19 protein-coding genes are annotated in these 17,075 nt (G+C 58.5%); 9 read left to right on the top strand and 10 right to left on the bottom strand.

The genetic code is table 11. The features are described 5' to 3' along the window. Genes ASD80_RS15680 through ASD80_RS15655 form a run of 6 tightly spaced genes read left to right on the top strand, consistent with a single transcriptional unit; the run spans position 1 to position 6,526 of the window. Positions 1–627, top strand: a complete 627-nt coding sequence (locus ASD80_RS15680; RefSeq protein WP_056234803.1) for a hypothetical protein — start codon at positions 1–3, stop codon at positions 625–627. Beyond that, the gene (locus ASD80_RS15675) at positions 627–3,164 is read left to right on the top strand and encodes a phage tail protein (protein WP_056234801.1); all 2,538 of its coding nucleotides are present in this window, start codon (positions 627–629) and stop codon (positions 3,162–3,164) included. The genes ASD80_RS15680 and ASD80_RS15675 overlap by 1 nt, the downstream gene beginning before the upstream one ends. Continuing rightward, positions 3,164–3,940 (top strand): hypothetical protein, encoded by a 777-nt coding sequence (locus ASD80_RS15670; RefSeq protein WP_056234798.1) that lies wholly within the window; start codon positions 3,164–3,166, stop codon positions 3,938–3,940. The genes ASD80_RS15675 and ASD80_RS15670 overlap by 1 nt, the downstream gene beginning before the upstream one ends. A 4-nt stretch (positions 3,941–3,944) precedes the next feature. Continuing rightward, positions 3,945–4,772: a hypothetical protein gene (locus ASD80_RS15665; protein ID WP_056234795.1), complete on the top strand. Its 828-nt coding sequence runs from the start codon at positions 3,945–3,947 to the stop codon at positions 4,770–4,772. Positions 4,773–4,790: 18 nt separating this feature from the next. Beyond that, positions 4,791–5,939 (top strand): hypothetical protein, encoded by a 1,149-nt coding sequence (locus tag ASD80_RS15660; protein ID WP_056234791.1) that lies wholly within the window; start codon positions 4,791–4,793, stop codon positions 5,937–5,939. Continuing rightward, positions 5,936–6,526: an SGNH/GDSL hydrolase family protein gene (locus ASD80_RS15655; RefSeq protein ID WP_056234788.1), complete on the top strand. Its 591-nt coding sequence runs from the start codon at positions 5,936–5,938 to the stop codon at positions 6,524–6,526. Before ASD80_RS15660 ends, ASD80_RS15655 begins: the two co-directional genes overlap by 4 nt. On the opposite strand, the gene ASD80_RS18845 is transcribed toward ASD80_RS15655, so the two are convergent. After that, positions 6,519–6,656: a hypothetical protein gene (locus ASD80_RS18845; protein ID WP_156460501.1), complete on the bottom strand. Its 138-nt coding sequence runs from the start codon at positions 6,654–6,656 to the stop codon at positions 6,519–6,521. The genes ASD80_RS15655 and ASD80_RS18845 overlap by 8 nt on opposite strands. A 67-nt stretch (positions 6,657–6,723) precedes the next feature. Between ASD80_RS18845 and ASD80_RS15650 the strand changes: the two genes are divergently transcribed. The 3 genes from ASD80_RS15650 (at position 6,724) to ASD80_RS15640 (ending at position 8,183) form a co-directional block, all read left to right on the top strand. Continuing rightward, positions 6,724–7,407 carry a lysozyme gene (locus tag ASD80_RS15650; RefSeq protein ID WP_056234784.1) on the top strand — a complete coding sequence of 228 codons (684 nt, stop codon included), beginning with the start codon at positions 6,724–6,726 and terminating at the stop codon, positions 7,405–7,407. Beyond that, complete coding sequence (locus ASD80_RS15645) at positions 7,407–7,655, top strand: hypothetical protein (RefSeq protein WP_056234780.1); 249 nt, start codon at positions 7,407–7,409, stop codon at positions 7,653–7,655. Before ASD80_RS15650 ends, ASD80_RS15645 begins: the two co-directional genes overlap by 1 nt. Positions 7,656–7,817: 162 nt before the next feature. After that, positions 7,818–8,183: a hypothetical protein gene (locus ASD80_RS15640; protein ID WP_056234777.1), complete on the top strand. Its 366-nt coding sequence runs from the start codon at positions 7,818–7,820 to the stop codon at positions 8,181–8,183. Between the two features lie 47 nt (positions 8,184–8,230). Here the strand turns inward: ASD80_RS15640 and ASD80_RS15635 are convergent, their stop codons facing one another. The 9 genes from ASD80_RS15635 to ASD80_RS15600 form a co-directional block, all read right to left on the bottom strand. Further along, positions 8,231–9,616 (bottom strand): hypothetical protein, encoded by a 1,386-nt coding sequence (locus ASD80_RS15635; RefSeq protein WP_056234775.1) that lies wholly within the window; start codon positions 9,614–9,616, stop codon positions 8,231–8,233. Then, positions 9,613–10,713: a hypothetical protein gene (locus tag ASD80_RS15630; RefSeq protein ID WP_156460499.1), complete on the bottom strand. Its 1,101-nt coding sequence runs from the start codon at positions 10,711–10,713 to the stop codon at positions 9,613–9,615. The genes ASD80_RS15635 and ASD80_RS15630 overlap by 4 nt, the downstream gene beginning before the upstream one ends. A 293-nt stretch (positions 10,714–11,006) precedes the next feature. Further along, a complete protein-coding gene (locus tag ASD80_RS15625) occupies positions 11,007–11,891 on the bottom strand; it encodes a glycosyltransferase family 2 protein (protein ID WP_082555353.1) in 885 nt (294 codons plus the stop codon). Next, positions 11,888–12,487 (bottom strand): acyltransferase, encoded by a 600-nt coding sequence (locus ASD80_RS18600; RefSeq protein ID WP_082555352.1) that lies wholly within the window; start codon positions 12,485–12,487, stop codon positions 11,888–11,890. The genes ASD80_RS15625 and ASD80_RS18600 overlap by 4 nt, the downstream gene beginning before the upstream one ends. Continuing rightward, positions 12,488–13,198, bottom strand: a complete 711-nt coding sequence (locus ASD80_RS15620) for a WecB/TagA/CpsF family glycosyltransferase (protein ID WP_056234766.1) — start codon at positions 13,196–13,198, stop codon at positions 12,488–12,490. A gap of 84 nt (positions 13,199–13,282) precedes the next feature. Then, positions 13,283–14,635, bottom strand: a complete 1,353-nt coding sequence (locus ASD80_RS15615; RefSeq protein WP_413813382.1) for a nucleotide sugar dehydrogenase — start codon at positions 14,633–14,635, stop codon at positions 13,283–13,285. Next, complete coding sequence (locus ASD80_RS15610; protein ID WP_082555349.1) at positions 14,628–15,770, bottom strand: glycosyltransferase family 4 protein; 1,143 nt, start codon at positions 15,768–15,770, stop codon at positions 14,628–14,630. The genes ASD80_RS15615 and ASD80_RS15610 overlap by 8 nt, the downstream gene beginning before the upstream one ends. A gap of 3 nt (positions 15,771–15,773) precedes the next feature. Further along, positions 15,774–16,391 (bottom strand): DapH/DapD/GlmU-related protein, encoded by a 618-nt coding sequence (locus ASD80_RS19215; RefSeq protein WP_056234758.1) that lies wholly within the window; start codon positions 16,389–16,391, stop codon positions 15,774–15,776. Next, positions 16,379–16,702, bottom strand: a complete 324-nt coding sequence (locus ASD80_RS15600) for a hypothetical protein (RefSeq protein ID WP_056234756.1) — start codon at positions 16,700–16,702, stop codon at positions 16,379–16,381. The genes ASD80_RS19215 and ASD80_RS15600 overlap by 13 nt, the downstream gene beginning before the upstream one ends. Between the last annotated feature and the right edge of the window lie 373 nt (positions 16,703–17,075).

Here is a 17,075-nt window from a genome sequence, read left to right as displayed (position 1 = left end):
ATGCCCTATGATGTCGATACCGTCACGGCCTTGGCCAGTGGCGCCATAGTCGTGCGCGACATCCTGACCGTCGCTGGCAAGACGCTCGGCGGCTCGCCCGCAGAATGGGCCTTCTGGACCGGCGAAGACAATGTGGCGGTCAACCTCCTGCCGCTGGGCGAAACGACGCCGGTGAGCCGCAATGTGGTCGGGGGAGGCACTCTGCTCAACGTCCCGGCTATTGTCGACGCCATCGGCATCGAGGCTCGATCCGTTGCCTTCGGCCTGGACCACATCACCGATGCCGCTGGCGGGCCGATGGACATGGTCTACGGCAACAACGTGCGCGTTGCTCGGGTCGAAATGCACCGGGCTCTATTCGACCCGGCAACATGGAACCTGGTCGCAACGCCAGTCCTGATCTTCGCTGGCCGCGTCGATGGCGCTGCAGTCGATGATGCCGCGGCCGGTGGGGAAGGCGGGCTGTCGCTCGACGCCATCAGTAGCGCGATCGACCTGACGCGCACCAACCCGGCAATGGAATCGGATGAGCAGCAGCGGCGCCGGGATGGCGACCGCTTCCGCAAAGATAGCGATACCGCCGGCCAGATTGAACGGTGGTGGGGCCAGGCAAAGGGCAATACCTGATGGACCCCATTACCGGCTTCCTCATCAACCTGATCATTGGGATTGTCCTCTCGGCCGCATCGACGCTGCTGAAGCAGGCCTTCGCGCCCAAGGAGCAGAAGAGCACCGGAACGCGCGGGAGCGCTCAGGTGGGTGGGAAGGTGCCGCAATACTTCCTCGTCGGCACGGTCGGCGAGCCCGGCAAGTTTGAAGATGGCGGCGAATGGGGCAATGACGGCGAAGTGCCGAACGCCTTCACCACCGACGTCCATTCGTTCGGCGATCTGCCGATCACCGGCCTCTCCGGCCTCTTCGTCAACGGGGTGAAGGTTGCGATCCCGGCCACTGGAGCGGTTGATCAAGGCTATCCCGTTGCCGACCTAAGCGGCAAGTTCTGGTGGAAGTTCTACGACGGCAACCAGACCACAGCCGACGCCTTTCTGGTCAGCAAGTTCGGGGCCAAGGCAGATCGCCCGTGGACCAGCGACAAGATTGGCCGCGGCCTGCCGTATCTCGTTACCACCTCGCTTTGGGATGAAACCCTGTGGACCGCCTTCCCGAAGATCATGGGCGAGTTTCAGGGCATCAAGCTCTATGACCCCCGGCTGGACACCACGGCAGGCGGCAGCGGCTCGCAGCGCTGGGATAACCCGTCGACATGGGCGTTCTCCGACAACAACGCGGTCATCATCTACAACATCGAGCGCGGCATCTACTACGACGGCGCCAAGGTGTGGGGTGGGTCGGCCACCGAAGCGCAGTTGCCCTATGACGTCTGGGCCGCGGCGATGGACGCCTGCGACGAGCCCGTCACTCTAGAAGCGGGCGGGACTGAGAAGCGCTTCCGCGCCGGCCGCCGCATCAATCTCAATGAGCGCCCGGCCGATGTCATCAAGGAACTGCTGATCGGTGCGAATGCCCGTATCAGCCACGCCAGCGACGGGACGATCTATGTCCTGGTAGGCGTGCCGGACGAACCCGACGGCGCATTCTCGGACGCCGACGTGTTGGCCAGCGAGCCGCTGGGCTCGATTCCGTTCCCGAACCTCGACAGCATCATCAACGGCGCCACGGCGACCTATCGCGAGCCACTGCAGGCCTGGGAAGACAAGGAGACCGCGCCGTACTATCGCAGCGATCTGGAGACAGAGGATGATGGCCGCCGCCAGGTGGAGGGGCTTGACCTGGGCACGACGTTCTCCGGCACCCAGGCGCAGCGCATCATCAAGGCCGTTGTTGAAGAGGGCCGCCGGTTCAAGACGCATGTTGTGGCCCTGCCACCAGAGTACGCGCAGTTCCGGCCGTTGCAGGTGCTGGCGTGGACTTCGGAGCGCTTCGACTATTCGGCCAAGCTGTTCCTGATCACGGCCCGCACGCGCACGCCTTGGGGGCAGGTGGTGTTTGGCCTGCAGGAGATAGACCCTGCGGACCATGACTGGACGCCAGGCACCGACGAGCAGCCGCTGAGCTTTGCACCAGTCGTGACCAATCGCCCGGCGCCGCAAGAGGTGTCGGGACCGAGCGTCGCCCCGGTGCCCGGCGAGCTGGCTTATGACGTGTTCTGGTCCGCTCCATCCGTTGCGGTGGATGTTGATTTCGTCCGCATCTCGCACCGGGTGCCACCTGAGACAGATTCACAGTATACGGTTGTTGTTCCCAAGCCGGACCTTCTGACTGGTTCAGCCCGAATCCCGGTGCCCCTGAGCCTGTCGGGTGAGACGATCGAGGTGCAGATCGAATACATCGCGCTCTCGGGCCGTGAAATGGTCGCCAGTGCATGGATGGAAGTGACAATCGGCGTCGTGGGTATCGGGCCTGGAGACCTGACAGACGAAGTCAACAACTCGCGCGCCTGGGCGTCGAGGACCATCGAGCAGATCATGGCCGACAGCGATGCCATGCTGGCACTGCTGGGCGATGCCATGATGGGCAATGCCGTCGATCGTCAGACGTTGCGCACCGAGATCACGGCACGGTTTGAAACGACCACAGCTGCGTATGTCCTTGCAATCGAGGTGGTGGCCACGGACCTTGGCGCACTGGCGCAGGTGACCGAGACGCTGAGCGCCGAGTATCAGACCAGCAAGGCGACATTCGAGGGTCAGATCACGACGCTCTCCACTGGTCAGGGCGCCTTGGTAACGCGCACAGAGAACCTTGAAGCGACCGTCAATGATCCCACGACAGGCGTCGACGCGACGGCGGCGGCTCTATCATCGCTGTCGTCAACCGTCACTACGCAGGGCAGTGCCATTACCGCCAACGCTGCCGCGGTCATCGCTGTAGAAGCAGACGTGGACGGCAGGTTTGCTGGTGGGTTGTTCACCATTGAGGCTGTGTCGGCGCCAGGCGGCTGGGATGCTCGCGCCGCGCTGGCAGTAAGGGCGACGACAGGCGTCAGCTTCACGATCGCGGGCATCTACCTTGACGCCAAGTCGGACGGCACGTCGCGCATCGTTCTTGACGCAGACGAACTGGTGACCGTGGGGAAACAGCGTTCCGTCAGTGGGCTGTCTTTTATCGACTGGGACACTGGTGCCATGAGGCTCGCAGGCTGATGGCCTATGTGTTCATGAATGACCCGGCCACAGGCAATGTCGCTGTGTTCGAAGAGAACGGGACCTCCGGCGACCCGGAAGACCCCAACAGCACGCGCAATGCGCCGCTGAACGATCCGGTGACGCATCTGGCAAAGGTGCGCTTCCACAATGCCTTCGACTACTACCAGGTAGACTCCGACACATCGGGCATCGTCGTGAACCACGCCCTGGTGGCGAGCGCATCGACGGCTGTGTCATCGCAGCCCGTGATCACGAGGGTCGGCCAGGTCGTCAAAACCAACATCAATCTGTTGGCGCACGGCCTGCCATATGCTCCCGCCTACATGATCGTCAGCAATGATGGCCTGATCGGGCAGTCCTCTTTGATCCAGGTGGCATCCGGCCGCAGCCGGCGCGTCAGCCCCTGGGCCAATTCTACGCATATCGGGCTACTCGATGTCGGCATTTCATCGGCCTCATCTCTGGCGGCGTTGAGCAAAACCTATCGGGTGATCGTGTTCAAGCAACCAGTGGAGACCGACTCCTACATGGCCGACATCGATCTTGATGCTGGTGTACTCAGCATGGGCTACGGAAAGTGGCGCGGTGACCTGAAGCAGCTGCGCCAAGCCGTCCTGGCCGACGCCAGTCCCTTTGATGTGCCGCTGGGCCGCACGTCAGATATCAGGAATGGCACGAGTCGGACCGTGCTGGCTGACGGCACGGTGTTCACCTCATCGGGCTATGACGGATCGTTTGCCGGTTCGGCCTCCATCCAGTGCAGCGTGGAGTAGGCGGATGGCTGACTATTTCGAATACAGCGCCGGTCACATCATCGCCGAAATGGGCGGGCGGAAGGCGCTCGATACCTCGGTGCCGATGCTGAACCTCGTACCCTCTGCCGCGATCACGCTGACCGATTACGCGATCAGTTGGCCCGATCTGTTCAGCGGTACAATCTTTGAGCAGGTGCGCCAGACCATCGAGTCGCCGCCGAGCGTGTTCAACGATTACTTCGGCTGCTCGACATGGATAGGGCTGGTCGAGCAGGAGTGGGGGCCGTCCGAGCCTTCGCCGCGCACATTGGCCGATATCTCCCTGGGCACCGTGCCGGCGGGGACGGACTACCTGGAGATATGGGTCAATCTGTCCCGGACGGTCAATCCGGCCAAGATCCTCGACCTGGCGCTGGCCTCCAACTTTCCGGAAGGGGAGTGGGTGAAGCTCGATGGCTATTCCTGCGTCGTGGAAGAGTTTGGCGGTGTAGCGCGTCAGTTTGAATTCGTCCTCGATGGCACCAGTGTCAAACTTCGCCGGTACCAATCCGTGAACAAGGATGGCGGCCTCCTGCCCGGCACAACGCGGGTCAATCCATCGGAAGACATAGGAAACGCGACCTTCTTCTATGCCGGCACGAACGCGCCGGAAGATGGGTCCAAGTATGCAATCTACGGCCAGATGATCCAGCAACTCGGGCCGGACAGGAACATTCCGACCCACAGGCCATCGGGCAAGGAAGCCGGCTCGGCCAGCAATGTGCCGTGTTCAATGAGCCATGCCGGCATCAGCTACGCCTCCACCTGGACCGGCGACATCATCATCAAGCCGGGCTTCATCGATGCCTGATCAAACTATGAGCGGCCAATGAGCATTTTCGAGCCCAACAATTCCGGCACCGTCGCCTTCACCAACGGTTCGACGGCCATTGCCGGCGTCGGCACGACCTTCACCAGCTACCGCGCCGGCAGCATCATCAACATCCCCGGCTTGGGCAGCATGCAACTCGCAGCCGACCCCGTCAGCGACACGGCCGCCGTTGGTCAGGTGGCATGGCAGGGTGCCAACACCGGGGCCAAGCCATTCGTCTACGAGCCGCGCAATGAGCAGGCGACGTTTAGCCAGAAGCTGACGGCGCTGTTGACGGAGCTGGCCAACGGCAACCTGCAGGCGGTTGCGGGCTTGGCTGGATCGGCGAACCGGCTCCTAATGTTCAGTGGCCCAGGAGCACTGACCACGGTCCCCAAGACGGAGATGGTCAGCGCGATAGGTCGAGCCATCAACGGGCTTTTGATTTCCAACAGCCCAACTACGCCGAACACCGTGATCCACATCAGCCCTGGGTCATGCCGATCTACGGATCAAACGATGGACATGGTCCTCCCGACTGGCTGGACCAAGAACTTCCTTGCGTGGTCAGTTGGCACCGGAAACGGTATGGTCGATGTGGGGTCGCAAACCGTCGCTAATGCAGGATACCATCTCTTTCTGATCTACAATCCCACCTCTGGAGCATATGATTTCTTGTGCTCCTTGAGCGCGACCTCCCCCGTCATGCCATCAGGCTTTACGAAGCGCAGGCGGATAGGGGCGTTCGCAACGGGGGCGTCTGGGGTCATCAAAAAAGGCACCTGGTATGCGAACGGCGAGTTCCGTTTTCTGGACGCTTTTGCGGTCGTTGAAGCTGCCGCGGGTGACAACCTCACTCTCAAGGCCCTGCCTGTTCCGTTGGGCGTGAAGCTCAATGTCTTCGGTCAGGCGTTCGGCGCCGCCTCTCCCGACGTGGGCTTCTGGATCATCATCCGAGATCCAGATGTAGGGCCGATCGCCAATGTTTCGACCCAATGGTACGATGCGCAGGTCTACAAAAAGATCGGCTCGAACGATGGGAGCCGGTTCGACGCATGGACCGACACCTCGGGCCAAATCTATCACGTCGCTTATCCTCGGACCGCCACCAACCTGATCTATATCTACCTGCAAGGGTGGGTTGATCTGCGAGAGGAGTTCGCGTGACCCAGACCGTCTACACCGTTGGTCTGCTCGGCTCCAGCGACGTGCAAAGCTATAACTGCCGCGACTGGCCGCTGCGCATGTGCCGCAACCTCCAGGCGGGCCGCAGATCCTTCATCCGCCGCATTGGCTTTGGCACGTCGCTCGGCTCATCACTCGACATATCAAGTGGGGTAGTCGCGAAACTGGCGGCTATGCGTTGCGATGCCGTGATGCTGTCGTTCTACAAGGACGCGGCGCCGTCATTGGGGATTTCGGCGGCACAGTCGCTGACGAACATGTACACAACGATTGATGCCGTTCGCGCAGCGCGTTCCGACACCGCCATTTTCCTGCTCAAAACGTGGCGGTTGGAGGCCGCGACGGAAGCGTCGACGTTCCCCTCGCTAGCGAGCTATTGGGCGTCCTATGCAACTGCGGCAGCCAATCGGTCGAATGTCGGTATCATCGACGCCTACACGGCCTGGGGCGATCCCGCACTGCACCCGGAGGAGTTTGACCCCGCAGAGCCGGTGCATCCGCTCTTGGCCGGCATTCAACGAGTTACACTTCCTCAGGCGCAGGCCGCCATCGGACCGCTGATTACTTGAGCGGTGCCGTGACCTTCTGACCCGGCACGTCCACCGTCACTACCTGTTCCTCTAGAGCGTTCGCGGCAACCCGCGTCACGTCGAGCCAGACCAGTATTCGGTCGCCCTCGCGCACTTCTCGCTTCGCCATCTGATCCACCTCGCCAGCAATCCTGCCGGCGAGCGTAACTCACTTCCAACATCGATAGGAGACCACCATGGCTCGCGCGGTAAACGCGGAGACGCTTTCGCTCGTCAAACAGTGGGAGGGGTTTCGCCCCAATGCTTATCCCGATCCGGGCTCCCGCGACGGGACGCCATGGACCATTGGCTATGGCCAGACCCGCATCAAGGGCAGGGCGGTGCGCAAGGGCGACACGATCACGGAGGGCGAGGCCGCCGCGCTGCTGACCGCGCGCCTGGCCGAGACGGCGGCGCAGGTGGAGCGGCTGGTCAAGGTGGACCTGAGCGACAACCAGTTCGGCGCGCTGGTAGCCTTTGCCGATAATATCGGCATGGGCGGCGGGTCGAAGCCGGGCTTCTCGAACTCCACCCTGCTCAAGAAGCTCAACGCTGGCGACTACAACGCCGTGCCGGGCCAACTGGCACGCTGGAAATACAATGACGGCAAGGTCATGCAGGGGCTCATCAACCGCCGCGCTGCCGAGGCGGGGCTTTGGGCGCGTGGCGCATTCGTCTCGACCAGCACCGTCGAGGCCAAGCCCGGCAATCCGATCAAGGATTTGGTGACGCCCGAGAATATGGCGGCCGGTGGCGGGCTGCTGGGCGGCGCAGCGGCTGTCGCCTCGGGCAATGGTCCGGTTCAGTACGCCATTGCCGCCCTTATGGTCATTGCGGCCGTCACCATTGCCTTCCTCGTGATCCGGAAGGCGACACGCTGATGACCTGGCTCACGGCATTCTTCGGTAAGACCAAGTTCTACCTGCTGGCGGCCGGTGCGTTCATCGCTACCATCTTCGCCGCCTATTGGCGCATCCGCGAGGACGGCAAGAACGCCGCCCGCCTTGAGCAGGCCAAGGCCCGCGACAACCTTCAGGAGCATTATGATGAAATCGACCGCCAGGCTATTGATCCTGATCGCAGCTATGACCGGCTTAGGGGCCTGTCAGACGACGCGCATAGTCGGTAGCTGCCCAGCACTGGCCCCGCCGCCCGTGGCCGCTGTGGACGCCCTGCAAGCTGCTGACGATAGCGCCGTCGATGCTTGGGCGGTCGAATTGGATCGGCACTATCAAAAGCTCACCGCCTGCCGCGCGGCCTGATCTCACTTCCGCTCAAGACTGGAGCACCAATGTCCAACCCCGATACCCTGGGCCGTGCCCGCATGACCCTGGCAAAGCGCGTAGATCTGCTCGAAAAGGACCGCGAGGATCAGTCGCGCGTTCTCACGGCTTTGGTCGAATCCAGCAAGAGCTTCACCGACGAGCAAATGAAACAGATGCGTTCCGCCATGGCCGATGTTCTGGCCGATGCCGGGCTGAGGGTCGAAAGTGATCAGCAGCAGGACGAGGCCCGGAAGGACTTCATGTTTCTGCGCTGGCTCCGGACAGGCGTGAATGGCCTCGCGGCCGCCATTGGCTGGCTGGTGATTGCCGCCTTTGTGGGGGGTACCATCTGGCTGGTCAACGCTGGGTTGAACGCATGGCGCGCAATGTAGCCCCGCGTTTACATCTTGGAGGCGGATATGAACTGCAGTCGTGCTGATTACTCTTCTTCGACCTGTATTGGGGTTGGTTGCTGATAAGGATTCGGCGCGAAGAGTAGCCGAGGAGCGAAAACACGCGACAGAAGGAAAACACCCACTACCGCGTATGTCAGGGTAACAAATGCCCCCAACACCGACGTGGTCTGGCCCATAATCGACATTGAGAAGGTAGCAAACATCGCCAGCCAGTATACATAGCCGAGCACGCTCTTAGCTTTCCGGATGCGCCGAACAATGAACGCTAGGAGGAAACCGAGAATAGCGGTAGCGGCAAATACGAAATACCCAAAGGCGTAGTACATCTCGGAGACGATGCCGGTTCGAATGCCAAGGGTAATTCCGTATGCGCGCATCCATGCCCTTGCGCTGTCCATTTGTACCCAGGCGTCTTTGTCAACACCGAAGACGCCTAAGAGGCTCCGATTCAATAAGCTCGCGACAGATGATTTCCACCAATCGTAGCCGATAGATTGCATTTTCTCGATAGAAAGGTAGTTTATGCTATGGACGAAATCCTTGTACTCAACGCCTAGCGCGGTAATGATATAGAGGATTGCTGGCTCATTGCCCGAGACACGAGCCGCTCGAACATCCGAAATTATTGAATAAGCAATTGCCGTGGCTAGTACGGCAACGATATGAAAAAATCTAACGTTGCCGTTCCGTACGATGAGGAAGTGCGCTCCCATGCCGATTACGGCAGCTAGCGCCAGATCGCGCTTTCCGTCCAAAATGCTCAGCAGGAGAAGAGCGACAACAACAGCTACCAAGAAAAAGGTGTGCTCAAGGCGAGCGAGCCTCTTAGTGGACGCCACAATTGCGATAGTTGTCATTATTAGGACGGTGCGCAATGCATAAACTGGACCCCTATCAACCTCGTACATCAAATCAACGATGTTCTCGCCGGATAGGATTGTGGGCACCCGCCACACCACCAACGAGAGGGCGTACACGACGGGAAAGGCGTACAAGGCCAGCGCAGCCGGAGTTGCTAATTTCGAGAGTTCTCTTGGTTTTCCCTCTACTTGCGGCCTTCGAAGAAATTCAAAGGCGACAATTCCGCCGCAAAAGCACGCTGTTGCAATCAGGAACAACGTGTTCGCGTCTTGAACGTAGAGTGGCGCGGCGAGCCTGCGTCGAAAGTGGCTCCCAAAGATGAATAGATTGCCGACCACGAGCCACAGCGCCCACCCGGCCGCTACAATGCGTGACAGGGGGTCGCGAATGAAGCACACCAGCACGATGCACAAGAAAAAAAGCGTGTAGTTGAGAGGAGAGGGCAGGTACCGTGCGGCCACGAAGTCGTCCGAGACAGCCTGTGGCCCGACAACAGCGAGCAGCAAGCATGCCAGCAGTACCCAAAAGAGTAATCGGTTTACCTTCATTGGGTTCGGTCGGACTTTCTTATGAAGGCGAGGGCAAGGTACCCGAAGAGGGGCACCATGAGAACATTGGCAACTGCTATCCTCGCGGACGCTGCATACCACCCGTCGCCGGGTAGAATGATTGTCAGTCCAGACACCACCAATATGCACATTGCCGTTGCAATTGCATAGGTTAGCCAGGGGTAGGAGAGCGGGAGAGATCGCAGTGTGAGCAACGCGAATGCAAAGACGTAGGTGGCTAAACCCATCATTCGGCCCCATGCTGCGCCCAACAGGCCAAAGCTAGCGCCCAGCACAAAACTGGCAAACATGCCTACGGAAATTGCGATCAGAGCAACGATCACGGCCTGATAGGTGTGTCCGGCTCGCAGAGTTCCGATGCTTAGGGGATTTCCCATGGCAAACAATGCAGTGCCGGCCAAATGCACCGCGAGCAGCTGTTGGTTGAACATTACCTGCGGAAACAGCAACGACCAAGCCGGTGGGGCAACCAGAAAAAGGTTGGCGCAAACTATCAGGAGAGCAAGCAAAAATACCGAGGTGCTGTTCACCAACAAGGCGCTTGATCCGCGGACATCGTCGTTTACGAGGCGAATGGCGACTGGGCCGAACCAAGTGAAATAGGCGGTTGCGACAAGTGCGACCAGCTGTGCCAGCTTCATATGGGCGACATACGTGGAAATCGCTTCTGGCTCGTAAAACGCCACCGCGTATCGGTCAGCCCCAATCAATAGCGCAGACAAGGCTGACGCCAGCACAATAGGTACGCCGTAGCAGGAGGCAGACCACGCCGCCGACATGTTTGGACTCAGATGCGGCCGTACGACGGCAACGGCTGCTAGCAGGGCTAGCAGTGCCATGCCCACGCGCAACTCGAAATAAGTGCCAACGGTGCTCAAATGTGCCCCGAACAACAATATGCAGGTCAGGACAGCGACTAGGATCGCCGCTCGCCCTCCCTCCACCATTGCAAATCGACTTGGTCTTCCTTGGGCTCGCCACAAGCTGCTGAAGAACGAGATTGTTCCTTCCAGAGCGACGGCCGCGCCCAGAAGAGCGCACACATAGGCGTCGAAACCTAGGAACCAGGTCACCATAGCGGCCGCCGATCCAACACACAGAGCCAATGCGGCATGGACTGGTAGTAGAGCGGCTACAGTAGCTTGATCGCTACCGCCTCCATTGATCAGCCGTAACAGTCCGATCTGTATACCGAGCCCCGCCAATGGAATTGAGGCTAGGAGTGCAGGCTCGAGCAGCGCCCATATGCCGAACTCAGTTTCGCCCAGCAGCGCGAGGAGGATAGGTACGCTTGCGAAATTTGAAGCGCTCACCAGCGCGATGGACGAACCATACAAGAGAACGCTGCGCACGGCGCTGTGGCCAGAGCTCACGAAGCTTCGCCCCCCTTCTTCGGGAGCAGGCTCTGCGCGAACCACTTGGCGTAGCTAAGTGTCAGGAGAGCGGCCCCCAGAGGTCCACCAAAGCGCCACATGAAATGCAGCCAAGGACGGATGGGGAGCCCGTGGGGCGTATTGAGGATACGCAGTCGCTCGCCAAATGTTAGCGACGGATTTGACCAACGAAGACGCCTGTTGTTTGATACACAGCTTCCGACCCACCGCCGGGCGACCCAGAGCATGGCCCCCTCTTCGATGCATCGATAGCCATAGTCAGCATCGCCAATCTGCTGTGAGTAGGCACGATCGATCTCGCCCACTTTGCTGACAATCGAGGCGGGAAAGAGCACGCAGTTTCCGTTCATCGTGTCGCACTGCTGAAGAGTGCCAGAAGGCGCCACGCGCTCAAGTTTGGCGGGATGTACGCGTGACGTCCTGCGAAAGCCTGAATACGTTATTTCCCTGCTTACCGGGTCTACCACCGGGCCGACAATCACATGGGGGCCAGGCCCGTGGCTTTGGAGTGCCTCGGCGTGGGAGTTGAGGAGAATATCTAGGAAATCGGGTGCCAGTTCCACGTCGTCATTTAGCCAAAGCAGGTAATCGTACCCGGCGGCCTCAGCGGCCGCCATCGCCTGTCGCATGCCGCCACACCAGAACTGTTCGCCGTCACCAGCCATGATGTTGGTTGATGGGAAATTCTCGCGCACTGCGTCCGACGTGCCGTCGCTGCTAGCATCGTCAAACAAGTAGACCACCAAGCGTGCCCGGTCGGATCCTGCCGACTCTATTGACGCAAGGCATCGAAGGGTTAAGGCTCTTCGATTGTAGCACGCAAGGACAACAGCGATGGTAGGGAGGGTTTCGGTAATCATGCCGGGATCGGGCCTAACTTACGGATAAACTTTGCAGGAGAGCCAGCATAAACGCTATTCTCCGGCACCGATCGCGTGACGACACTGCCTGCACCGATGACAGAATTTTGCCCAATCGTCACTCCTTTGCAGATTATCGATCGAGCTCCGATGAAGACGTTGCTTTCAATGACCACCGGAGCAAACTGCGATGCGTCATCTTGGGTGGAATATCTGCGTGCCGGATGATCTACAGGATGAAAGTCGTTGTCGAAGATCATGACATCGGCACCAATGAGGCACCCATTCCCAATTACCACGGCGAGCGCTGCGCAAACGACCGCGCCGCTTAGGCCTACGTCTTCGCCAATACGCAGGTGGGCGCCGCGCATTAATGTTCGAAGGATGGTGGGACTGCGTACACCGAGGGCGGTGTATCTACTGTCCGAAATAAGAACCGAGCGGGCGCCGACCGATATAGTTGAATGCTCAACGCGCGTCACGATGGGGGAGCCATGAAACCTGACGCGTGTTCCCAAAGACACCCCTGCAGCCCGACAAATAGCCAAGCCCATCACCTGATCCCTGGCGCTAAGCACTTTCTGCAGGATCTGCATTCACGAGTTCCTGGATCGGAGCAAAAGCCAGACAAACCGGGGCGCAAGAAGCAAGTACCGCCGCCATAGGCGCCTAGGCTCACTAAGCAAACGATGTAGCCATTCCAACCCGCTATTTCTCATGAATGCTGGCGCGCGTTTGACTGTGCCCGCGTGGAAATCGAAGGCAGCACCCACGCCGGCGAAGACCCCGCGACCAATTAGTGGCGCGGCCTTCATCATCCAGTAGTCCTGCTTTGGGCTAGAGATTCCTATCCAGACGAAGTCTGGGTGTGCGTCACGTATCGTAGCCAGTTCGGCGAGTTGGCTTTCGTCGAAGGTCGTTGTCGCGTCGATGTCGCGCATGGGCGGGGTCAGTGTCCCGGCTATTTTGAGGCCGGGGTATTTCGCGCGAAGTTTGTCCGCCGCTTTTTCCGCAACCCCGGGCTTGCCTCCATAGAAGAAGTGGGTCAGGTCTGTTCGGCTCGTAGCCGAACAGACCGCGTCTACAAAATCCGCACCAGCGACCCGGCCGATTGCACTGTGGCTGCTAATTTTGCCCAGCCACACAAGCGGCTGTCCGTCTGGCACTACCAGCGAAGCTTCACCGTGCAAAGCACAGAATTTCGGTTGATCAACCGCCAGCATGAGGCTCGCCACATCGCGCACAAAAATAGTACGCGGACTGTTTTCTCTTGCCCATGCAACGGCGACGTCAACGGCGCGCCGCATGTTTACGACACTCACCGGCACCCCCAGCACGCGAAATCGAGCGATTTCGCTTTGAGGTTCTACCAAATTTGAGGTCATCGACACTTAGGCCTTTACTACGTTATCGCCGGAAAGGTTCCGTCGCGCCATCGCGTTCCTGGTGTCGATGATCAAGCGGGCTCCGCTAATCACGCTATAGTCGATGCTATCATGATCCGTAGCGATGAGTATTGCATCGTACCTGGAGATCGTTTCCGGAGTGATCGGTATTGCCTCCTTTCCCGCCAAATTTGCATGTTCCCGGCTCATGCCGATGATCGGTACATGAGGATCTGCGAAGTCTACGTGACTCCCGCGGTCCTCGATGAGTTCCATCAGCTTTAGGCTGGGGCTCTCGCGAATGTCGCTTACGTTCTTCTTGTAAGCGAGTCCGATGATCAAGATCGAGGCACCGTGCAGTGACTTTTTGAACCTGTCTCCGAGTGCTTCCTCCACCTTGCCAATGACGTACCGAGGCATCGCCACATTGATCTCGCCTGCGAGTTCGATAAACTTGGTAGGAAGATCGTATGCCCTTGATGCCCAAGTAAGATAGAACGGGTCAATCGGGATGCAGTGCCCGCCAAGTCCCGGCCCTGGATAGAACGGCATGAATCCAAAGGGCTTTGTTGCTGCTGCGTCGATAACTTCCCAGATGTCAATTCCCATGGCGTCGTAGACAACCTTGAGCTCATTTACCAAGGCAATGTTCACTGCCCTGAATATGTTTTCAGTAAGTTTTGTGGCCTCGGCGGTGTCTGGCGAACTTACCGACACAACCTTGTCCACAATGCTTGCATAGAAGTCATGGATCGCCGCGCTAGCTTCGTCCCCGTCGCCAGAGACAATCTTCGGAATGGTAGCGGTTCGGTGCGTAGCGTTACCTGGATCCTCGCGCTCAGGTGAGAATCCTAGGAAGAAGTCCCTTCCTGATTGCAGCCCTCCGGATTCTAGGATTGGTCGTAGAAGTTGCGTCGTTGTACCGGGATAGGTCGTGGACTCAAGCACGACTACTTGCCCCGGGCGCAGGATGGACGCGATCTGCGCGCCAGTCTTCTCGATATAGGAAGTGTCCGGCTCTCGATGCTTCGTTAGCGGCGTCGGCACACAGATAACAATGAGGTCAACCTCGGTTAGCCTTGTCATGGCCGATGTTGCCGCGAGCCGTCCTGTTTCGACCAGTTGGGTCAGCTCGTCGTCGGTTACTGCCCCGATGTACGATCGCCCAGCGGCAATCTCGTCAATCTTCGCGGGATCTACGTCGAAACCCAATGTCGGGAAGCCGGCGCGCGCCGCCGCGGCAGCTAAGGGAAGCCCGACGTAACCCAGGCCAATTACACCCACCTTTGCTGTCCGATTGCTTATGGTGCTCTGAAGAGATGCCAATAAGTCGCTTTTGACAAACTGCATATTAATCATGGGTCTTTCCATCGTGAGAGAGGGCGGCCAGGATGCCATTGCAAAAGGCTTTGGCCATGTTCTCGATGTTATAAATTTGCAAACAGCTCGCCGCATTTTCCGCGAGCCTCATTCGTTCATCCGAGTTTTTTAGCAAATGAACTACGGCCGCAGGATAGTCGGTGTCATTCTCGACAATCACGCCGTTTTCTCCGTCGACCAGATATGCAATCTCTGGTCCGTGTTTGGCGCTGCGGGTGGTAACGAGCGGCAACCCGTATGCAAAAGCATCCAAAACGACGAGCCCAACCGCTCCGGGCATGAGAACGACGTCCCCCAAGGCCACAAGTTCGGTTTTAGCGAGACCGAACTTCGGTCCAACATAATGCAGCCATGGCCGCGATAGTGCAGCCCGTTCAACGAGTGCCGTTTCTGGCCCGCCACCGATCACAATCAGGTGGAAGTCGGGTATGGCCTCTCTGATTTTGTCAGCCGAGTCCAGCAGAAGCTGGATGCGTTTACCGGCATAGAGACTTCCGACATAAACGCCGATGTTTTGCGATCCATGAAAGTCGGCATCCCTCCGTTTGGAGAGATGTTCCTTGCTGAGACTAGCCATCTCAGCGGAAATTGAAGACACATCGATGGCGTTGTTGAACACCGTTATTTTGTCGGCGGGGAATCCCATATGTTGGACGACGCGGGCGCATTCCACTGTGTATGCAAACCACCAATCTACTCGCCGTGACCACCAGCGCTTAAACGTCTCAGCCAACCCATTGGGACTCGAGGACTGGAAGTTTTTGCCATGCCCAAAAAGTGCAACCTTCTTTCCTTGTACGCGCCGGCTCAAGAGGATGGGGTAGTTTCCGAGCAGATTGTTCTGCTGCTGCAGGATCACCAAGTCGTCATTTTTGGTGGCAGCCATCGCGCGTTGGAACGATATGCGACGCCGCCCCCACCGCCAGGTGATCAACGGGACCGAAATTGCCCCTAGCGGTGCTTGTACGTCTCCCTTACCGTCATTAGTGTCGTTTTCCGAATAGATGTATTTGTAATCTATACCGCGCGCGTCTAGCTCCTCACGAAGTCGCTCGTGAAAGGGCACACGAAACTTGTGCGATGTAGGAAACACGTAGGAAACGCTTGGTCGCATAATTTATTGTGCCACTCCGTAGCGGTAATTCAGCATTGCCAAGTGTTTTTCGATGTCGGCGGCGTTGCCATCGAAACGTTTTGCTACTTCCCGAGCGGGAACACCCGCTGCGATGGCGAAAGCAGGAACGCTCTTCGTCACAACTGAGCCTGCCGCGATAATGGCGCCTGTCCCGATGGAAACGCCGGAGAGCACGATGGCTCCAAAGCCGATCCAGACATCGTCGCCTACCTCTACCCGATTTTCTGGCAGTTGCGCGAGGTGCGTATCCGTCCCAACCCAGCGCCCGTCTCGTACAGGTACCCCGGGTTCACGATATTCATGGTCGATCCGACCAACGATACCCACGTTGTTGGCTATGACTACCCCTCGACCAATCCGCCCATTTACCTGAATGGTACAGTGCTTTCCGATATAAGTTTGGTCTCCCACCTCCAAGCGCGTTGGCGCCCACAGGAGGGACAGAATGCCAATATGAACGTTCTTACCCACGTGCACATTGCCACGAATGCTGTAGAGCCTAGAGAGCGCCTGGAAGGCTTTTGCTGCAAACCGCTTCAACGCGACACCATGGTATTTTGATTGAAGAACTATGCCTAACAACTCAGCTAAAAGCGCCAAACCGTCTTTTTCGCCAATCCGAAACGTCCCCTGCTTATAACCTCGACATCAAAGGCGTATACCTTGAAGCCAAGCTTGCCTGAGTAGGTGAGTTGTTGCCGCCGCTCCGCCAGCTTTCCTCCTATCGGGTCGACTTCCTCGACAATCACGTCAGCCACCCCATCGCTGTAGCCTACGGTTACCATTTTGAGGCCGCCATCCGGTCGGTGCAGTTCGAAAACCCGGCGTTGCATTTGTTGCATCAGGTGCGCTCGCGACGTATTGAACCAAAATAGGATCGTGCTCTGCCAGAATGCGCGACGGACGTCCATTGCTAGATCAATCGTTACTTAATTGCGCAATCCACAACGCTGACGATTTCTCGGTTTCAGTTAAAAGTAATGGTTTGGAGGAGTTTGGACATGAGCGGGACGAGACAGGATATCTATGTAGTGCTGGTAACCGCGATAATCCTGGCGTTGATGGTTCTTTCCTATGGATATGATCTGATAGTGCCGTACAGCGTCATAATGATGACGCTCCTTCTTATCGGTTTGGTCCTGTTTCTATTCCTTCGGCGAGCCGGAGAGCAAGACGCGGAGATCGACGACGAGTTATCCGACGACAGCTTCTGAGCGGCCAACCAACACCGCCCGCCAAATGAGCAGGAATCGACCTATCAAGGTGCGGGGGCTTGTAGCCCAT

This window comes from Devosia sp. Root635 (genome assembly GCF_001427605.1).
Classification (GTDB): domain Bacteria; phylum Pseudomonadota; class Alphaproteobacteria; order Rhizobiales; family Devosiaceae; genus Devosia.
This window is presented reverse-complemented; position numbering and strand designations above follow the sequence as displayed.

Coding starts and splice junctions, on each gene's coding strand:
- ASD80_RS15680 (WP_056234803.1), top strand. CDS start 1: ATGCCCTATGATGTCGATACCGTCACGGCCTTGGCCAGTGGCGCCATA.
- ASD80_RS15675 (WP_056234801.1), top strand. CDS start 627: ATGGACCCCATTACCGGCTTCCTCATCAACCTGATCATTGGGATTGTC.
- ASD80_RS15670 (WP_056234798.1), top strand. CDS start 3,164: ATGGCCTATGTGTTCATGAATGACCCGGCCACAGGCAATGTCGCTGTG.
- ASD80_RS15665 (WP_056234795.1), top strand. CDS start 3,945: ATGGCTGACTATTTCGAATACAGCGCCGGTCACATCATCGCCGAAATG.
- ASD80_RS15660 (WP_056234791.1), top strand. CDS start 4,791: ATGAGCATTTTCGAGCCCAACAATTCCGGCACCGTCGCCTTCACCAAC.
- ASD80_RS18845 (WP_156460501.1), bottom strand. CDS start 6,656: ATGGCGAAGCGAGAAGTGCGCGAGGGCGACCGAATACTGGTCTGGCTC.
- ASD80_RS15650 (WP_056234784.1), top strand. CDS start 6,724: ATGGCTCGCGCGGTAAACGCGGAGACGCTTTCGCTCGTCAAACAGTGG.
- ASD80_RS15645 (WP_056234780.1), top strand. CDS start 7,407: ATGACCTGGCTCACGGCATTCTTCGGTAAGACCAAGTTCTACCTGCTG.
- ASD80_RS15640 (WP_056234777.1), top strand. CDS start 7,818: ATGTCCAACCCCGATACCCTGGGCCGTGCCCGCATGACCCTGGCAAAG.
- ASD80_RS15635 (WP_056234775.1), bottom strand. CDS start 9,616: ATGAAGGTAAACCGATTACTCTTTTGGGTACTGCTGGCATGCTTGCTG.
- ASD80_RS15630 (WP_156460499.1), bottom strand. CDS start 10,713: ATGGTGACCTGGTTCCTAGGTTTCGACGCCTATGTGTGCGCTCTTCTG.
- ASD80_RS15625 (WP_082555353.1), bottom strand. CDS start 11,891: ATGATTACCGAAACCCTCCCTACCATCGCTGTTGTCCTTGCGTGCTAC.
- ASD80_RS18600 (WP_082555352.1), bottom strand. CDS start 12,487: ATGCAGATCCTGCAGAAAGTGCTTAGCGCCAGGGATCAGGTGATGGGC.
- ASD80_RS15620 (WP_056234766.1), bottom strand. CDS start 13,198: ATGCGGCGCGCCGTTGACGTCGCCGTTGCATGGGCAAGAGAAAACAGT.
- ASD80_RS15615 (WP_413813382.1), bottom strand. CDS start 14,635: ATGATTAATATGCAGTTTGTCAAAAGCGACTTATTGGCATCTCTTCAG.
- ASD80_RS15610 (WP_082555349.1), bottom strand. CDS start 15,770: ATGCGACCAAGCGTTTCCTACGTGTTTCCTACATCGCACAAGTTTCGT.
- ASD80_RS15600 (WP_056234756.1), bottom strand. CDS start 16,702: ATGGACGTCCGTCGCGCATTCTGGCAGAGCACGATCCTATTTTGGTTC.